This window comes from Pseudooceanicola aquaeponti (genome assembly GCF_050897975.1).
GTDB lineage: Bacteria > Pseudomonadota > Alphaproteobacteria > Rhodobacterales > Rhodobacteraceae > Pseudooceanicola.
The window spans coordinates 61,044-74,718 of sequence record NZ_JBPAXY010000006.1 but is presented as its reverse complement, the minus strand read 5'-3'; the positions used below and the strand labels follow the sequence as shown (position 1 = coordinate 74,718).

The following is a 13,675-nucleotide window of genomic DNA, read 5'->3' as shown; positions in this document are numbered from 1 at the left end:
GCGACCGGCGGGGATCACATCGCGTTGGCGACGGCCTCGACCAGCATCTCGACCGCCTCTTCAGAGGACATGTCGGAGTTGAAATGCGCCGTCACCACATCGGTGATGGCCCCGGCGGGTTCACCGCGCAGCGCCATGCCATGGGCGTAAGAGGGCAGCAGCGAGCCGTCTTCGGCATCCGCCGCCATGTCCTCGGCCGAGATATGGGCGCACATGTCGAAGGCATCCAGCGCCACGTCGGAGCGCACCGGGATCGAGCCCTTGTTCAGGTTGAAGGTCTCCTGGAACGAGGGGCCGACGATCAGCTCGGCCAGCAGGGCCTGACCGGCCTGCTTGTCTTCGCCGTCCACCTCGAACATGGCGAAACTGTCGACGTTGTAGAGGAAGCCATGACCCGGGGTCGCGGCACAGGTGAAATCCTCGCCCGGGGTCTTGCCCGCGGCCAGGAACTCGCCCTTGGCCCAGTCGCCCATGATCTGGAAGGCGGCCTCGCCGTTCATCACCATGGCCGTGGCCAGGTTCCAGTCGCGGCCCGAGAAGTTGTCATCCACATAGCCGCGCAGGGTGCGCATCTGGTCGAAGACCTTGACCATCGTGTCAGAGCCAAGCGCCTCGGGGTCCAGTTCCACCAGGGCCTGCTGGTAGAAATCGGCGCCCATGCCCAGCACCACGGTCTCGAAGACCGTCGCGTCCTGCCAGGCCTGCCCGCCATGGGCCAGGGGCGTGATGCCCGCCGCTTGCAGCTTTTCGGCGGCGGCGTTGAACTCGTCCCAGGTGGTGGGCATCTCGATGCCGTTGGCGGCCAGGATCTCGGTATTGGCCCAGACCCAGTTCACCCGGTGCACGTTGACCGGCGCGGCGCACCACTGGCCCTCGCATTTCATGTGTTCGGCCAGCTGCGCCGGCAGCACATCGGCCCAGCCCTGGGCCTCGGCCACATCGGAAATGTCGGCCAGAACGCCCTCTTCGTACCATTCCTGGATCGCCGGGCCCTTCAGCTGCACGGCGGTCGGCGCATTGCCCGACAGCACGCGGGCGCGAAGTGCGGTCATCGCCGCATCGCCGCCACCGCCTGCCACGGGCATGTCGGTCCAGCTGCCCCCGCGCGAGGCGAATTCTTCCTGAAGCACGGCCACCGATTTGGCCTCGCCGCCCGAGGTCCACCAGTGCAGCACCTCGGCCTGGGGCTCCGCCAGCGCGGGCAGCGCCAGGCAGGTCACGGCGGCAGAGGCCGCCAGAACGGATTTCATCGACATGGAAATGTCCTCCCTTGAACATCGCTCCCGCACCCCTCCCGGCGCGGTGATGGGGCAGTCTTTCCGCCCTGCCCCGCATTTGACAAGTCCGACAAACGGGCCGGACCCCACCCAGGGGGCAGATTCTGCCCCCCTCTGTTACAGGCTGTTACGAAAGGGAAAATTGCCGCGATGCAGCGCGCATCCCTGCCGCAGGGGAAGCCGTGCGGCCCCCCGGACGCGCGCAAAGATTGCCCTGCCCCGCCCCTGCCCCTAGGATCCGCCCCAGGAGAGAGGACCCCCCATGACCATTGCCCGGCTGCTGGTCGTCGATGACGACGCGGAAATGCGCGAGATGCTGACCGAGTTCCTGCGCAGCTCGGGCTTTTTCGTCACCGCCGCCGCCACCCGGGCCGAGATCGACGCGGCCCTTGGCGCGGGCCGGATCGACCTGATCCTGCTGGATGTGATGCTGGGCGATGACAGCGGGGTCGAGATCTGCGCCCGGCTGCGCCGCGACCACGACATGCCCATCATCCTGGTCTCGGCCCTGTCGGCCGATCACCAGCGCATGGCGGGCTACGAGGTGGGGGCGGACGACTATATCGCCAAACCCTTCAACCCCGACCTGCTGCTGGCGCGGGTGCGCGCGGTGCTCAAACGTGCCCGGCGCACCGCCTCGCTGGTCTATCGCCGCGCCACCGACCGCTTCGATTTCGCCGGCTGGACCTATGACGGCAAACGCGACGAGGTGCTCTCGCCCGCAGGGTTCCAGGTGGCCCTGTCGCGGCGCGAGACCGAGCTGTTGAAGGTGATGCTGGCCAATCCGCGCATCCCCCTGACCCGGGAAGAGATCGCCGCCGCCCTCGGCACCGAGGATGAGGGCTCTGGCCGGGCGATCGACGTGTTGATGGGGCGGCTGCGCGGCAAGATCGAGCGTGACCCCAAGGCGCCGCTGATCCTGAAGACCGTGCGCGGCACCGGCTACATGCTGGCCGCCGATGTGGAGCGGGGCGCGGCGTGATCGCGCGCTGGCGGCCCGGCCTGCGCGGGATCGGCACGGCCTGGGTGCTGCTGGCCTTTGCCGCGGGGGTGGCGGCCACGGCGCTATGGATGGGCTCTCGCGGGGCCTGGGGCGCCTATCTGGCCCGGGCCGAGATCGCGGGCGTCACCCTGCATGACAGCCTGGTGCGCGGCACCACGCCCCCCGCCGGGCTGGTGATGACGCCGCTGCCCCGGGCCGAACAGGCCCTGGCCGAGGCGGGCGATTTCGCCCGGCTGGAAGGGGTGCCGGTGCCCGCCCAGGTCACCCGCGTCTCGATCCGCGACGGCACGGCCGAGGATTTCGGCACCCCGGTGCTGCGCCTGGCCATCGTCTCGGCCGGGCTGCGCTACGAGGTGGCGCAGCTGGCGGGCGGCGCGCGCACCGCCCCCGAGAAGCTGGGCCGGGTGACCCGGCTGATGGCCAGCTATTGCAGCGATCCGGTGCTTTTTGCCCAGGCGGGCGAGGCGCCCTGGATGCGCATCGACGGCGCCGCCCTCTGGGGCTGCGCGGCGGCGCCCGGCGACTACCGGCTGGGGGCGCTGCTGCTGGCCGGGCTGGCCCTGGCGGTGCTCTGGACGCGGGTGTCGGACGTGGCGGCGCGGTTCTCGGGCTTTGCCCGCGCCCTGGGGCGGCGCCGGGTGGCGGGCGGGCCGGAACGCTATTTCGCCTCCGGTCCGGCGGAACTGGCCCAGCTTGTGGGGGCGGTCAACGACCACCTGGCCGATGAACGCGCCCGCCTGGCGCGCCGGGCCGAGATCCTGTCGGGCGTCAGCCACGACCTGGGCACCCCCGCCACCCGGCTGCGCCTGCGCGCCCGGCTGATCGCCGACGAGGGGCTGCGCGCCAAGGTCGAGGGCGACATCGACCGGATGACCGGGATGATCGACAGCGTGCTGACCTATACCCGCGCCGAGATGTCCGCCGAGGCGCCGCGCGAGCTGTCCCTCAGCTCGCTGATCGAGGCGCTGGTGGACGACTACCGCGACATGGACCGCCCGGTGCGGCTGCGCCCGACCGAGCCCGCGCGCATCGCGCCCCCCGGCACCCTCTTTGCCGCCCGCGCGCAGCAGCGGGTGCCCCTGTCCCCCGCCCTGCCCGGCGCCGGAACCGGCCCGGTGCTGGTCACCGCCCGCCCCGTCGCCCTGGGCCGGGCGATCGGCAACCTGATCGACAATGCGCTGAAATACGGCCGCCACGCCGTCCTGTCGCTGGAGGTGGGCGCCGACCGGGTGGCCATCCTGGTCGAGGATGCGGGCCAGGGCCTGGACGCCCGCGCGGTCGAGGCGCTGATGCGGCCCTTCCGGCGCGGCGAGAATGCCACCACCACCGAGGGCTTCGGCCTGGGCCTGACCATCGTACAGGCGGTGGCCGAACAGCACGGCGGCAGCCTGTCGTTTCAGGACGGGGCCCATGGGCTGATCGCCCGGCTGGAGATCGCCCGGCGCTAGGGCGGCGCGCCGCCGCCTGCCAAAGGCCCCCTGCCCCCTCCTATTCGACGGCTGAAAATACTCCGGGGGGGAGGCGCGCGCCCGCGCGACGGGGGGCAGCGCCCCCCTCTTCCCGCCCCTTACTGCCGGGCACGCTGCCCGGCGGCCAGCTCGACGATCTCGTCGGTGATCTCGTCCTGGCGCAGGCGGCGGGCTTCGCCGGTCAGGCTGTTCAGGCTGTCCATCACATTGGCCCGGGCCGCGATCATGGCGCGCATCCGCGCCTCGTTCTCGGCGGCGAAGCCCATCATGATGGCCTCCGACAGCTCGGAAAAGACATATTCCTCGACCAGTCCGGCCAGCAGATCGGCGGGCGGCAGGGTCAGCATCGGCGCGGCGCGGGCGCTGGCGGGGGGCGGAAAGCGGGAATAATCGAAGGGCAGCAGCGGGCGCGTCACGATCCGCATCTGGCCCTCGCCGCCGCCCGGGTCCGTGGCCATGCCGGGGCGGGCATGAAGCAGGGTCAGCCGCTGCATCCGGCCCTCGGCCAGGGGGGCAAAGATCGCCTCGGTCAGCCGGGTGGCCAGGCGCGGCACCTGGTCGGGATGAGTCACCATCGGCGCCGACCAGCGCAGGGGCCGCCCCCGTTCCGCCGCCAGCAGCACGCCCCGGTCCCCCAGCAGGAAAACCGGGCCTTCGCCGGTCAGATAGGGCGCGGCGGCATCGAAAAGCCGCTCGTTATAGGTGCCGACAAAGCCCTGCTCGGCGGCCAGCAGGATCAGACCATGGCCGGGATCGCCCGGCGCCTGCGAGGCGCGCGCGCCCCGGTCCGTCAGGCCCGCCGCGTCGCCCTCGGGCATCAGCGCCATGGCCTGGCCGATGCCCGCGCCAATGGTCTCGGCATAGCGGCGGATGCTGTCCAGATGGGCGCGGGCCTCTTGCGCCCGGGCGGCGGCGATGCCGCGCATGGCCCCGATCACCGACGAGAGCTTGCGCACCGTGTCGATGCGCCCCTCGACCTCTGCCAGGCGCCCGCTCATGCGGGGGCGTCCCCGGCCTCGGCCTCGGCCTTGTCGGCAGCCCTGCCCATGTCCCGCGCCAGATCTGCCAGGGCGGCGACCAGCGCCGCGCGGGTCTCGGCCGTCAGCTGGCCGCTGCGCGTCAGATCGGCCACCGCCGCAGCGGCCCGGCTGTCCAGCCAGGCGGGCAGCCTGTCGCGCAAGCCGGGGATCTGCTCAGGCGTCAGCCCGTCCAGCGCGCCTTCGGCCAGCCCGGCCAGCAGGGCCACCTGATCGGCCAGGCGGTAGCCGGTAAAGCGCGGCTGGCCCAGCAGGGCGCGGATACGCTGGCCCCGGGCGATCTGCGCCGCGATACGCGGGTTCGAGATGCCGCCGAAGCGGGTGAACATCTCCAGCTCCTGGAACTGGGCATAGTCCAGCCGCACCCGGCCCGACACGTCGCGCAGCGCCCGGTGCTGCGCCTTGCCGCCCACCCGGCTGACCGACAGGCCCACATCGACGGCGGGGCGCTGGTTGGCGGCGAACAGCCCGCTGTCCAGCACGATTTGCCCGTCGGTGATCGAGATCAGGTTGGTCGGAATATAGGCCGAAAGATTGCCTGCGTCGGTCTCGGCAATGGGCAACGCGGTCAGCGAGCCACCGCCCTGTTCCGGCGCCAGTTTCGCCGCACGCTCCAGCAGCCTAGCGTGCAGATAGAAGATGTCGCCCGGGTAGGCCTCGCGCCCCGGGGGTTCGCGGGTCAGCAGGGCCAGTTCCCGGTGGGTGGCCGCATGGCGGGTCAGGTCGTCGATGACGATCAGCGCGTTCTGGCCCGCGTCGCGGAAATGCTCGGCCATGGCCATGCCGGCGAAGGGGGCGATCCATTGCAGGCCGGGCGCGGTGGCCGCCCCCCCCATGACGAAGATACAGCGCTCGGGCGCGCCATGGGCGCGCACCGCCTCGATCACCCGCTCTACCGCCGAGGCGCGCTGGCCCACGGCGACGTAGATGCAGATCACGTCGCTGTCCTTCTGGTTGAGGATCGCATCCACCGCCAGCGCGGTCTTGCCGGTGGCGCGGTCGCCGACGATCAGCTCGCGCTGGCCACGACCCAGGGCAAACAGGCTGTCGACCACCAGAACCCCGGTCTCCAGCGGTTCCGAGACGTTGTCACGCTCGATGATGGCGGGCGCCGGGCGCTCGATGGGCAGATGGCCTGCCGCCTCGACCGGCCCCGCCCCGTCCAGCGGGCGGCCCAGCGGGTCGACCACCCGGCCCAGCAGGCCCGGGCCCACGGGCACCTGCACCACCTCGCCCAGGTCGCGCACGGCGGCACCGGCGCGGATCGCGGCGCTGTCGTCCAGCACCACCACGTCGATCACTGCCTCGTCCAGGGTATGGGCAAAGCCAAGCTGGCCCCCTTCGAAACGCAGCAGGGCGTTCAGCGCCACATCGGGCAGGCCCGCCACCTGCGCCACGCCATCGGCGACCGAGACCACACGGCCAAGCGCCCGGGCCTCGGCCGCCAGCGGCGTGGCCGCCAGGGTGGCGCGGCTGCGGTCGAGCCAGGGGGCGTTCGGTTCGCTGTCGGTCTCGGGGGTCATGTCGGGATCAGCCATCGGCGTTCAGCTCCGCCCGGATCCGGTCCAGATCGGCCCGGAGGTGATTGGCCACAACCGCCGTGGGGGTGACCAGTTCCAACCCGGCCAGGAGGCCCGCGTCGGTCTCGACTGTGAAGGGCACGTCCTGACCCAGGGCCTCGGCCAGGCGCGCGGCGATCTCTGCGGTCTCGGCCTCGCCTAGCGGGCGGGGGGTGCGCAGGGTCACCGGGCCTGCGCAGAGCGCCGCGCGGCTGGCCTGCGGCAGGGCGTCCAGGGCGGCGATCAGCCCGTCGAGGAAGCCCGCCACCCGGGCCGCCGGGGGCAGGCGGTCCAGCAGGCGGGCGGCAATCTCGGTGGCCAGGGTGGCGGCCTGCGCCTCAAGCTGGCGGGCCTGGCGGGTGCGCTGGCGGTCGAGATCGGCCAGGGCCTGGGCGCGGCTCTCCTCGGCGGCGTGCCGCGCCTCTTCCAGCAGCCGGGCGCGGGTCTCTTCCGCCTCCGCGCGGGCGGCCTCCAACTGCGCGGCACGGGCGGCGGCCTGGCGCTCTTGCTCGGCCCGCGCCGCGGCGCGCGTGGCCTCGGCTTCGGCCCGAGCTTCCTCAGCCGCCTCCAGCCCGGCGCGCGCCGCCTGTTGCCGCGCCGCCAGGATCCGGTTCACCGGACCGAAAAGGAAATATCCCAGCAACCCCACCAGGACGAGGAAGTTCACGGTCTGGAGGCCGAGGGTCCACCAGTCGATGGTCATGACCGGCTCAGACGAAGGGGTTGGCGAAAAGGACCAGCAGGGCGATCACCAGGGTATAGATCGCCATGGTCTCGATCATCGCCAGGCCGACAAACAGGGTGCGGCTGATGGTGCCCGCCGCCTCTGGCTGGCGGGCGATGGCATCCATGGCGGCGGCGACGGCGCGGCCTTCGCCCAGGGCGGGGCCGATGGCCCCCATGCCCACGGCCAGGGCTGCGGCGATGATCGAGACCACTTCGATAAGATTGTCCATGGGTCAGGGATCCTTCGTATTGTTCGTGTCAGCGGGGGGCGCCGCCGCGCCCTCACCGGCGGCGGCGCCGATGAAGACGGTGGCGAGGACGGCGAAGATATAGGCCTGGATGGCGCCGGTCAGCAGATCCAGCGCCATGAAGGGGATCGGCACCAGAAGCCCGGCCAGCGACAGCACGATGGCGGCGATAAAGACCCCGCTCATCACATTGCCGAAAAGGCGCACCATCAGCGAGAAGGCCCGGGTGATCTGCTCGATCACGTTCAGCGGGATCATCACCCAGGAGGGTTCGGCGAAGGTGGCCAGATAGCCGCCCAGGCCCCGGGCGCGGATGCCATAGGCGATAGTGGCGATGAAGACGACCAGCGCCAGCGCCGCGTCGGTTTCCAGATGCGAGGTGGGCGGCTCGACCCCCGGCAGAAGGCCGGACCAGTTGGCCACCAGCACAAAGACCAGAAGGGTGCCGATCAGCGCCCGGAAGGGGGCCGGGTCGCGGTTCATCGTGTCGCGGATCAGGTCGTCGACCATGGAAACCAGCATCTCCAGCACCACCTGCCCCTTCGAGGGGCTGAGCGCCAGGCGCCGGGTGGCCAGGGCGGCGCCCAGCACCAGCAGCGCCATCAGCGCCCAGGTCACCACCACGCTTTCGGCCACCGGCACCGGGCCGATGTGGAACAGGGCGTGGCTTTCCAGCGGGTTTTCCATCACGCCTCCCCTCTCTCTTCGGCCCGCGCCCGGCGCAGCACCAGCGCCCGGCCCAGCACCAGGCCCGCCGCGCCCGCCAGCAGCGGATAGGCCCCAAGGCCCGCCAGCAGGACAAAGACCGCCACCAAGAGCGCCAGCCGCGCCAGTTGCAGCGCCAGGGCCCGCGCGGGTGCCCGGCCCGGGCCGAGGTAGAGATCCGTCACCCGGCGCAGCGAGGCGAAATGCACCACCCCCAGGCCCAGCCCCAGAAGGGCGGCCAGCAGGGCTGTGGCGGCGGGATATGCGGCGGCCAGCTGCATCATTGCCGGTGCATCCAGCGCCAGGCGGACCAGAGGCCAAACACCGCGCCCAGCATGATGGCGGGGGCGGTAAAGAAGATGCCAGTGGCAAAGACCCGGTCCAGAAAGCGGCCCAGCACCGTGGCCAGCAGCATGGGAACGACGATGGTCCAGCCCAGGATGCCGATCTGGCCCAGGCGCGCCGCCAGCGAGGGTTCGGGCACCTCCTGCCCCAGGCGGTCGCGGGTCTGGCTGCGGCGGGCGGCCTCTTCGGTGCGGTCGGGGGGCTGGCTCATCGCGGCACCCCCTGCCCCGGCTGGATCCGCGGCGGATGCGACAGCAGCCCCGGACGGTCCGGGCGCAGATAGCGCATCATCTGGCGCACCGCCTGGGCGTGCAGCCGGGTCTGTTCGACCCGCAGGTCGCGGTCCTGCCCGGCCTCGCGGGCGCGGAAGGCGGCCACATCCCCCGCCAGCTCCGCCAGATCACGGCCCAGCACCCCCTCGCGGCAGGCAATCGCCACCTCGGCGCCGTCCCTCACGCTCAACAGACCGCCGCGCAGGGCGCAGAAGTGCCAGGCGCCGCCCTCAACATCGCGCCAGCGCACCACCGAGGCGGGCAGCGCCGTCAGTAGGTCCACATGGCCGGGCCAGAGGCCGAAACCGCCGCTGGCATCCTCGGCCCGGACCGAGGGGGTGCGGACCTCGACCAGGGCGGCCATCGGCGTGGTGATGGTCAGATGCAGCAGGGGCGCGCTCATGCGGCGGCCTCGCGGCGGGCGGCCTCTTCCTTGGCGCGGGCCTCTTCAAAGGTGCCGACCATGTAAAGCGAGGCCTCGTCCCAGTCGTCGGCCTCGCCCGCCAGGATGGCGCGACAGCCGGCGATGGTATCCTCCAGCGCGACGGACCGGCCCGCCATGCCGGTAAAGGCCTCGGTCACGCTGAAAGGCTGGGTAAGGAAACGTTGCAGGCGCCGCGCCCGGTCGACGATATGGCGATCCTCGCGGCCCAGCTCTTCCTTGCCCAGAAGCGAAATCACATCCTGAAGCTCGCGGTAATGTTCGATGGTGCGGCGGACCTCGGTGGCGATGGCCACATGCTCTGCGCCCATTACCCGCGGGTCCAGCAGGATAGAGGAGGAGGCGATGGGATCCACCGCCGGATACATGCCATCGGCGGCCATGGCGCGCGACAGGACCACCATGCTGTCCACATGGCCCGCGATGGCGGTGACCGCCGGGTCGGTGAAGTCGTCGGCGGGCACATAGACCGCCTCGATGGCGGTGATCGCCGCCCCGTTGGCCGAGGCGATGCGTTCCTGAAGCGCCGCCACCTCGGTGGCCAGGGTCGGCTGATAGCCCACCCGGCTGGCCATGCGCCCCAGAAGCCCCGACACCTCGGAGCCCGCCTGGACGAAGCGAAAGACGTTATCCATCAACAGCAGGACGTTACGCCCCTCCGCGTCGCGGAAATGCTCGGAAATGGCCAGGGCGGTCATCGGCACCCGCCAGCGCGCGCCGGGGGGCTCGTTCATCTGCCCATAGACCAGCACCGTGTGCCCCAGCACCCCGGCCTCGGTCATGTCCTGCAACATCTCGTGCCCCTCGCGAGAGCGTTCGCCGATGCCGGAAAAGACCGAGATCCCCTCGTAGCGGGCCACCATGGCCTGGATCAGCTCCATCACCAGGACGGTCTTGCCGACGCCCGCGCCACCGAACATGGCGGCCTTGCCGCCCTGGGCCAGGGGCGCCAGCAGGTCGATGACCTTGATGCCGGTATGAAAGATCTGCGCCGCCGCGCCCTGGGCGGCAAAGGGCGGCGGGGCGGCGTGGATCGGGCGGCGTGGGGTGTCGGCGGGCAGCGGCGCGCCCCGGTCGCCGGTGGCGCCGGTCACGTCCAGCAGGCGGCCCAGCACCGCCGGACCCACGGGGGCGGTCAGCGGCCCGCCCAGGGCGCGAACGGGCGTGCCCCGGCGCAGACCGCTGGTGGCCTGAAGGGCGATGGCGCGCAGGCGGGTGGCGTCCAGGTGGGCCTGCACCTCGACCAGCACCGGCGCCATGTCGGGATCCCTGTCGGGGGCCCTGATTTCCAGCGCATCATTGACCGCGGGCAGCGGCCCGGCGTCGAAGGCTATGTCGACCACCGCGCCCCGGATCGCGATCACCCGGCCCGGGGCCTCGGCCAGGGCGTCGGGCGGGGTCTCGGGGGTGGCGGGCACGGAGGGGCGCCCGGAGGGGGCTGAGGTCTCGGATGCCAAGGGTCTGATCTCCGAAGGGAATACCTCTGGCCTATACCCGGATGCCGGGCCTGTCACCCGTCGCGGTGTCGCAGGGGCAGCCATCGGCGACAGCGGGCCGATCCTGCCCACCGAGCAGGCAGTGGCAGGGGCGCCGGGACCGTGCTGGCGCCTGCACGGGGCCTCAGGCGCCAGGCGCGAAACTGCGCCGCAGCTGCGGCACCGCCAGCACCAGCAGCAGCGCGGCCACCGCCAGGAAGACCACCGGCCCGGTGCGCTCATAGCCCCAGACCCCGGCCAGCCCGCCGCTAAAGAAGGCCAGCAGCGTGGCCAGGTGCAGGCCAAGGCGGGCGGCCACCAGACGGCGGGTATCGACCCCGGCCTCGCCCGGGCTGGCCAGGGCCGCCAGTTCGAGGCCAATGTCGGTGGCCAGGCCCGAGACATGGGTGCTGCGCACCCGTCCGTCAGAGATCCGTGTCGTCGCCGCGTTCTGCAATCCCATCAGCGCCGACAGGCCGATCAGCATCAGATGCCCGGCAAAAGCCACCTGCCACAGCAGGTCCATCAGCGCCAAGAGCACCAGCAACAGCGCCTCCAGCAGGATCGAGAAGGCATAGATGCCCCGGATCCGGCGGCGGTGCCCCATGGCGATCAGCAGGCCCGAAACGAAGGCCCCCAGGATGAAGGCCAGCAACAGCGCCAGGAACCACAGCGCGGTGCCGATCCGGCCAAGGGCCATCATGTCCGACAGGGTCGAGACATTGCCGGTCATATTGGCCGAGAAATAGCCCAGGGCGCGAAACCCCGCCGCATTCACCGCCCCCGCCGCCAGCGACAGCCAGATCGCCAGCCGCAGATCGACCGAGACGCTGCGATCCTGCCCTGCATGTATCAGCATAACGGCCTCTTTCCGTCCCCGCGCATCGCATCCCGCCGATGCGTCCGGGGCCAAGTGTAACGCGCCCCGGCGCAGGCGCAATCGGCCCGGCGGGCGCAGCCCCCTGCCCTGCCCGCCGCCGTTCTGTCGCCTGGCCCATCACCATCATGAGCGCGGGCGCCATAGTCCCCCGCCCGGGACCACATATCTTGAGGGCCATCAGGGGCGACGCCCGGCCTGCCGGGCCGCCCCCAGGTTTCACAAAGACGAAGGAGAGCCCCCATGCAGAATGTGGACGGCAAGATCGTGGTCATCACCGGCGCCAGCTCGGGTCTGGGGGCGGAAACCGCCCGCCATCTGGTCCGGGCTGGGGCCAAGGTCGCCCTGGGCGCCCGCCGCCTGGACCGGCTGGAGGCGCTGGTGGCGGAACTGGGCGCCGAGAACGCCATGGCCCATACGGTGGATGTGACCGACCGCCTGGCCCTGCAAGGGTTCATCGAGGCGGCACAGGCGCGCTTCGGGCGCATCGACGTCATGTTGCACAATGCCGGTCTGATGCCCTTCGCCCCGCTGGTGGAAAACCGCCATGACGAATGGGACCGGTGTATCGACGTCAATCTCAAGGGCGTGCTTTACGGGCTGGGCGCGGTACTGCCGGTGATGAAGGCCCAGGGCACGGGGCAGAACATCTTCGTCTCGTCCGTGGCGGGCCATGTCTGCACCCCGGTGGGCGCGGTCTATTCGGCGACCAAGTTCGGCGTCCGGGCCATCGCGGAATCCCTGCGCCAGGAGGTGAAGGACTGGGGCGGCCGGGTCACCGTGCTGTCGCCCGGGGCCATCGCCACGGAGCTGGTGCAGTCGATCAAGTCGGAAGAAATCCAGAAGGGCATGAGCGAGTTCTACGACCAGTCGGCGATCGCCCCCGATGCCTTCGCCCGCGGCGTGGTCTATGCGGTCAGCCAACCCGAGGATGTGGACATCAGCGAAATCTTGATGCGCCCCACCGTGCAGATGATGTAACAGGCCCGGGAAAGAAGGACGACGAGCAGATGAGCAAAGACCACCGCGGCGCACCGGGCGTCTGGCACGCCGGGGCGGTCCTGTCGCTGCTCATGGCTTTCGCCTCGGTTTCCACCGACTTCTACCTGCCCGCCATGCCCGCCATGGCCCAGGACCTGGGCGTCGGCCCGGGGGCGATGGAATTCACCGTCACCACCTATCTGATCGGCCTGTCGGTCGGTCAGCTGATCTGGGGGCCGATCAGCGACGCGCTTGGTCGGCGCGGCCCGGTGGCCGTGGGGCTGGCGCTGTTCATCGCGGGCTCGGTCGGCTGCGGCCTGTCGGACAGCATCGGCAGCCTGGTGCTGTGGCGGGTGGTGCAGGCCTTCGGCGCAGCGGCCAGCGTGGTGCTGTCGCGGGCCATGGTGCGCGACCTTTACGCGGGGGCGCGGGCAGCGCAGATGATGTCGGTGCTGATGGCGGTGATGACCATCGCCCCGGTGATCGCGCCCAGCGCCGGCGCGCTGATCGCGGGCAGCTTCGGCTGGCGGATGATCTTTGCCCTGCTGGTGGTGATCGGGGCAGTGGCCCTGGGCGCGCTCTTGACCCTGCCAGAGCCGCTGGCCCCCGCCGCCCGCACCCCCGAGTTGCGCCTGGGCCGCGCCTTCCGCACCTATGGGCAGATCGCCCTGAACCCCGCGGTGCTGTGCCATGCCCTGGCCGTGGGGTTCTTCTACATCGGCATGTTCGCCTATGTGGCGGGCACCCCCTTTGTCTTCATCGACTATCACGGGTTGTCGCCCGAGGCCTACGGGCTGCTGTTTGCCGCCTGTGTCGGCGCGGTCACCACCGGCAACCTGATCAACAGCCGTATCGTGGCGCGCCTGGGCACCCAGCGAGTGCTGCGCCTGGGCGCCAGACTGGCGGCGGTCTTCGGCCTGTGCTCGGCCCTGGCCGGGCTGACCGACCTTGGCGGCTGGATCGGGGTCTTCGTGCCGCTGTTCCTGTTCCTGGGTTGCACCGGTCTGGTGATGCCCAACGGGCTGTCGGGCGCGCTGGACGTGGCGGGGCGCGACGCGGGGTCGGTCGCGGCCTTCTGCGGGGCGCTGCAATATGGCGGCGGCATCCTGGGCTCGGCCCTGGTGGGAGCCTTCGCCAATGGCACCGCCGCCCCCTTCGGCCTGGTGATGGCCCTGGCGGGCGTCAGCTGTTTCCTCACCACCTGGCTGCTGGGACGGCTGCCCGCCATGGCCGGGCGCTGATCCCCGGACGGTGCAGGC

At 71.3% G+C, this 13,675-nt stretch carries 15 protein-coding genes; 4 read left to right on the top strand and 11 right to left on the bottom strand.

The annotated features are described in order from the left end of the window. Nucleotides 1-14: 14 nt before the first annotated feature. Entirely contained in the window at nt 15-1,256 is a 1,242-nt protein-coding gene (locus ACRARE_RS15325) for an ABC transporter substrate-binding protein (RefSeq protein WP_432657329.1), read from the bottom strand. Between the two features lie 283 nt (nt 1,257-1,539). Between ACRARE_RS15325 and ACRARE_RS15320 the strand changes: the two genes are divergently transcribed. After that, complete coding sequence (locus ACRARE_RS15320) at nt 1,540-2,259, top strand: response regulator transcription factor (protein ID WP_432657328.1); 720 nt, start codon at nt 1,540-1,542, stop codon at nt 2,257-2,259. Then, nucleotides 2,256-3,728, top strand: coding sequence for a sensor histidine kinase (locus tag ACRARE_RS15315; protein ID WP_432657327.1), 1,473 nt, complete (start codon nt 2,256-2,258; stop codon nt 3,726-3,728). The genes ACRARE_RS15320 and ACRARE_RS15315 overlap by 4 nt, the downstream gene beginning before the upstream one ends. Before the next feature lie 119 nt (nt 3,729-3,847). Here the strand turns inward: ACRARE_RS15315 and ACRARE_RS15310 are convergent, their stop codons facing one another. From ACRARE_RS15310 to ACRARE_RS15265, 10 genes are all read right to left on the bottom strand, one after another. Further along, entirely contained in the window at nt 3,848-4,747 is a 900-nt protein-coding gene (locus ACRARE_RS15310) for a F0F1 ATP synthase subunit gamma (protein WP_432657326.1), read from the bottom strand. Further along, entirely contained in the window at nt 4,744-6,324 is a 1,581-nt protein-coding gene (locus ACRARE_RS15305) for a F0F1 ATP synthase subunit alpha (RefSeq protein ID WP_432657325.1), read from the bottom strand. Before ACRARE_RS15305 ends, ACRARE_RS15310 begins: the two co-directional genes overlap by 4 nt. After that, a complete protein-coding gene (locus tag ACRARE_RS15300) occupies nt 6,317-7,048 on the bottom strand; it encodes a F0F1 ATP synthase subunit B family protein (RefSeq protein ID WP_432657324.1) in 732 nt (243 codons plus the stop codon). Before ACRARE_RS15300 ends, ACRARE_RS15305 begins: the two co-directional genes overlap by 8 nt. 7 nt (nt 7,049-7,055) lie before the next feature. After that, complete coding sequence (locus ACRARE_RS15295; RefSeq protein ID WP_432657323.1) at nt 7,056-7,301, bottom strand: F0F1 ATP synthase subunit C; 246 nt, start codon at nt 7,299-7,301, stop codon at nt 7,056-7,058. A gap of 3 nt (nt 7,302-7,304) precedes the next feature. Then, nucleotides 7,305-8,009, bottom strand: coding sequence for a F0F1 ATP synthase subunit A (locus ACRARE_RS15290; RefSeq protein ID WP_432657322.1), 705 nt, complete (start codon nt 8,007-8,009; stop codon nt 7,305-7,307). Then, nucleotides 8,006-8,308, bottom strand: coding sequence for an N-ATPase subunit AtpR (locus tag ACRARE_RS15285; protein ID WP_432657321.1), 303 nt, complete (start codon nt 8,306-8,308; stop codon nt 8,006-8,008). Before ACRARE_RS15285 ends, ACRARE_RS15290 begins: the two co-directional genes overlap by 4 nt. Then, nucleotides 8,305-8,580 carry an AtpZ/AtpI family protein gene (locus ACRARE_RS15280; RefSeq protein WP_432657320.1) on the bottom strand — a complete coding sequence of 92 codons (276 nt, stop codon included), beginning with the start codon at nt 8,578-8,580 and terminating at the stop codon, nt 8,305-8,307. The genes ACRARE_RS15285 and ACRARE_RS15280 overlap by 4 nt, the downstream gene beginning before the upstream one ends. Then, on the bottom strand, nt 8,577-9,044 hold the full coding sequence (locus ACRARE_RS15275; RefSeq protein WP_432657319.1) for a F0F1 ATP synthase subunit epsilon: 468 nt from the start codon (nt 9,042-9,044) through the stop codon (nt 8,577-8,579). The genes ACRARE_RS15280 and ACRARE_RS15275 overlap by 4 nt, the downstream gene beginning before the upstream one ends. After that, nucleotides 9,041-10,501: a F0F1 ATP synthase subunit beta gene (gene atpD, locus ACRARE_RS15270; RefSeq protein ID WP_432657318.1), complete on the bottom strand. Its 1,461-nt coding sequence runs from the start codon at nt 10,499-10,501 to the stop codon at nt 9,041-9,043. Before atpD ends, ACRARE_RS15275 begins: the two co-directional genes overlap by 4 nt. A gap of 202 nt (nt 10,502-10,703) precedes the next feature. After that, a complete protein-coding gene (locus ACRARE_RS15265) occupies nt 10,704-11,417 on the bottom strand; it encodes a YoaK family protein (RefSeq protein ID WP_432657317.1) in 714 nt (237 codons plus the stop codon). A gap of 261 nt (nt 11,418-11,678) precedes the next feature. On the opposite strand from ACRARE_RS15265, the gene ACRARE_RS15260 reads away from it, so the two are divergent. Both ACRARE_RS15260 and ACRARE_RS15255 read left to right on the top strand, forming a co-directional pair. After that, nucleotides 11,679-12,416 carry an SDR family oxidoreductase gene (locus ACRARE_RS15260; protein WP_432657316.1) on the top strand — a complete coding sequence of 246 codons (738 nt, stop codon included), beginning with the start codon at nt 11,679-11,681 and terminating at the stop codon, nt 12,414-12,416. Between the two features lie 29 nt (nt 12,417-12,445). Further along, nucleotides 12,446-13,657, top strand: a complete 1,212-nt coding sequence (locus ACRARE_RS15255; protein ID WP_432657315.1) for a multidrug effflux MFS transporter — start codon at nt 12,446-12,448, stop codon at nt 13,655-13,657. The last annotated feature ends 18 nt before the right edge of the window (nt 13,658-13,675 follow it).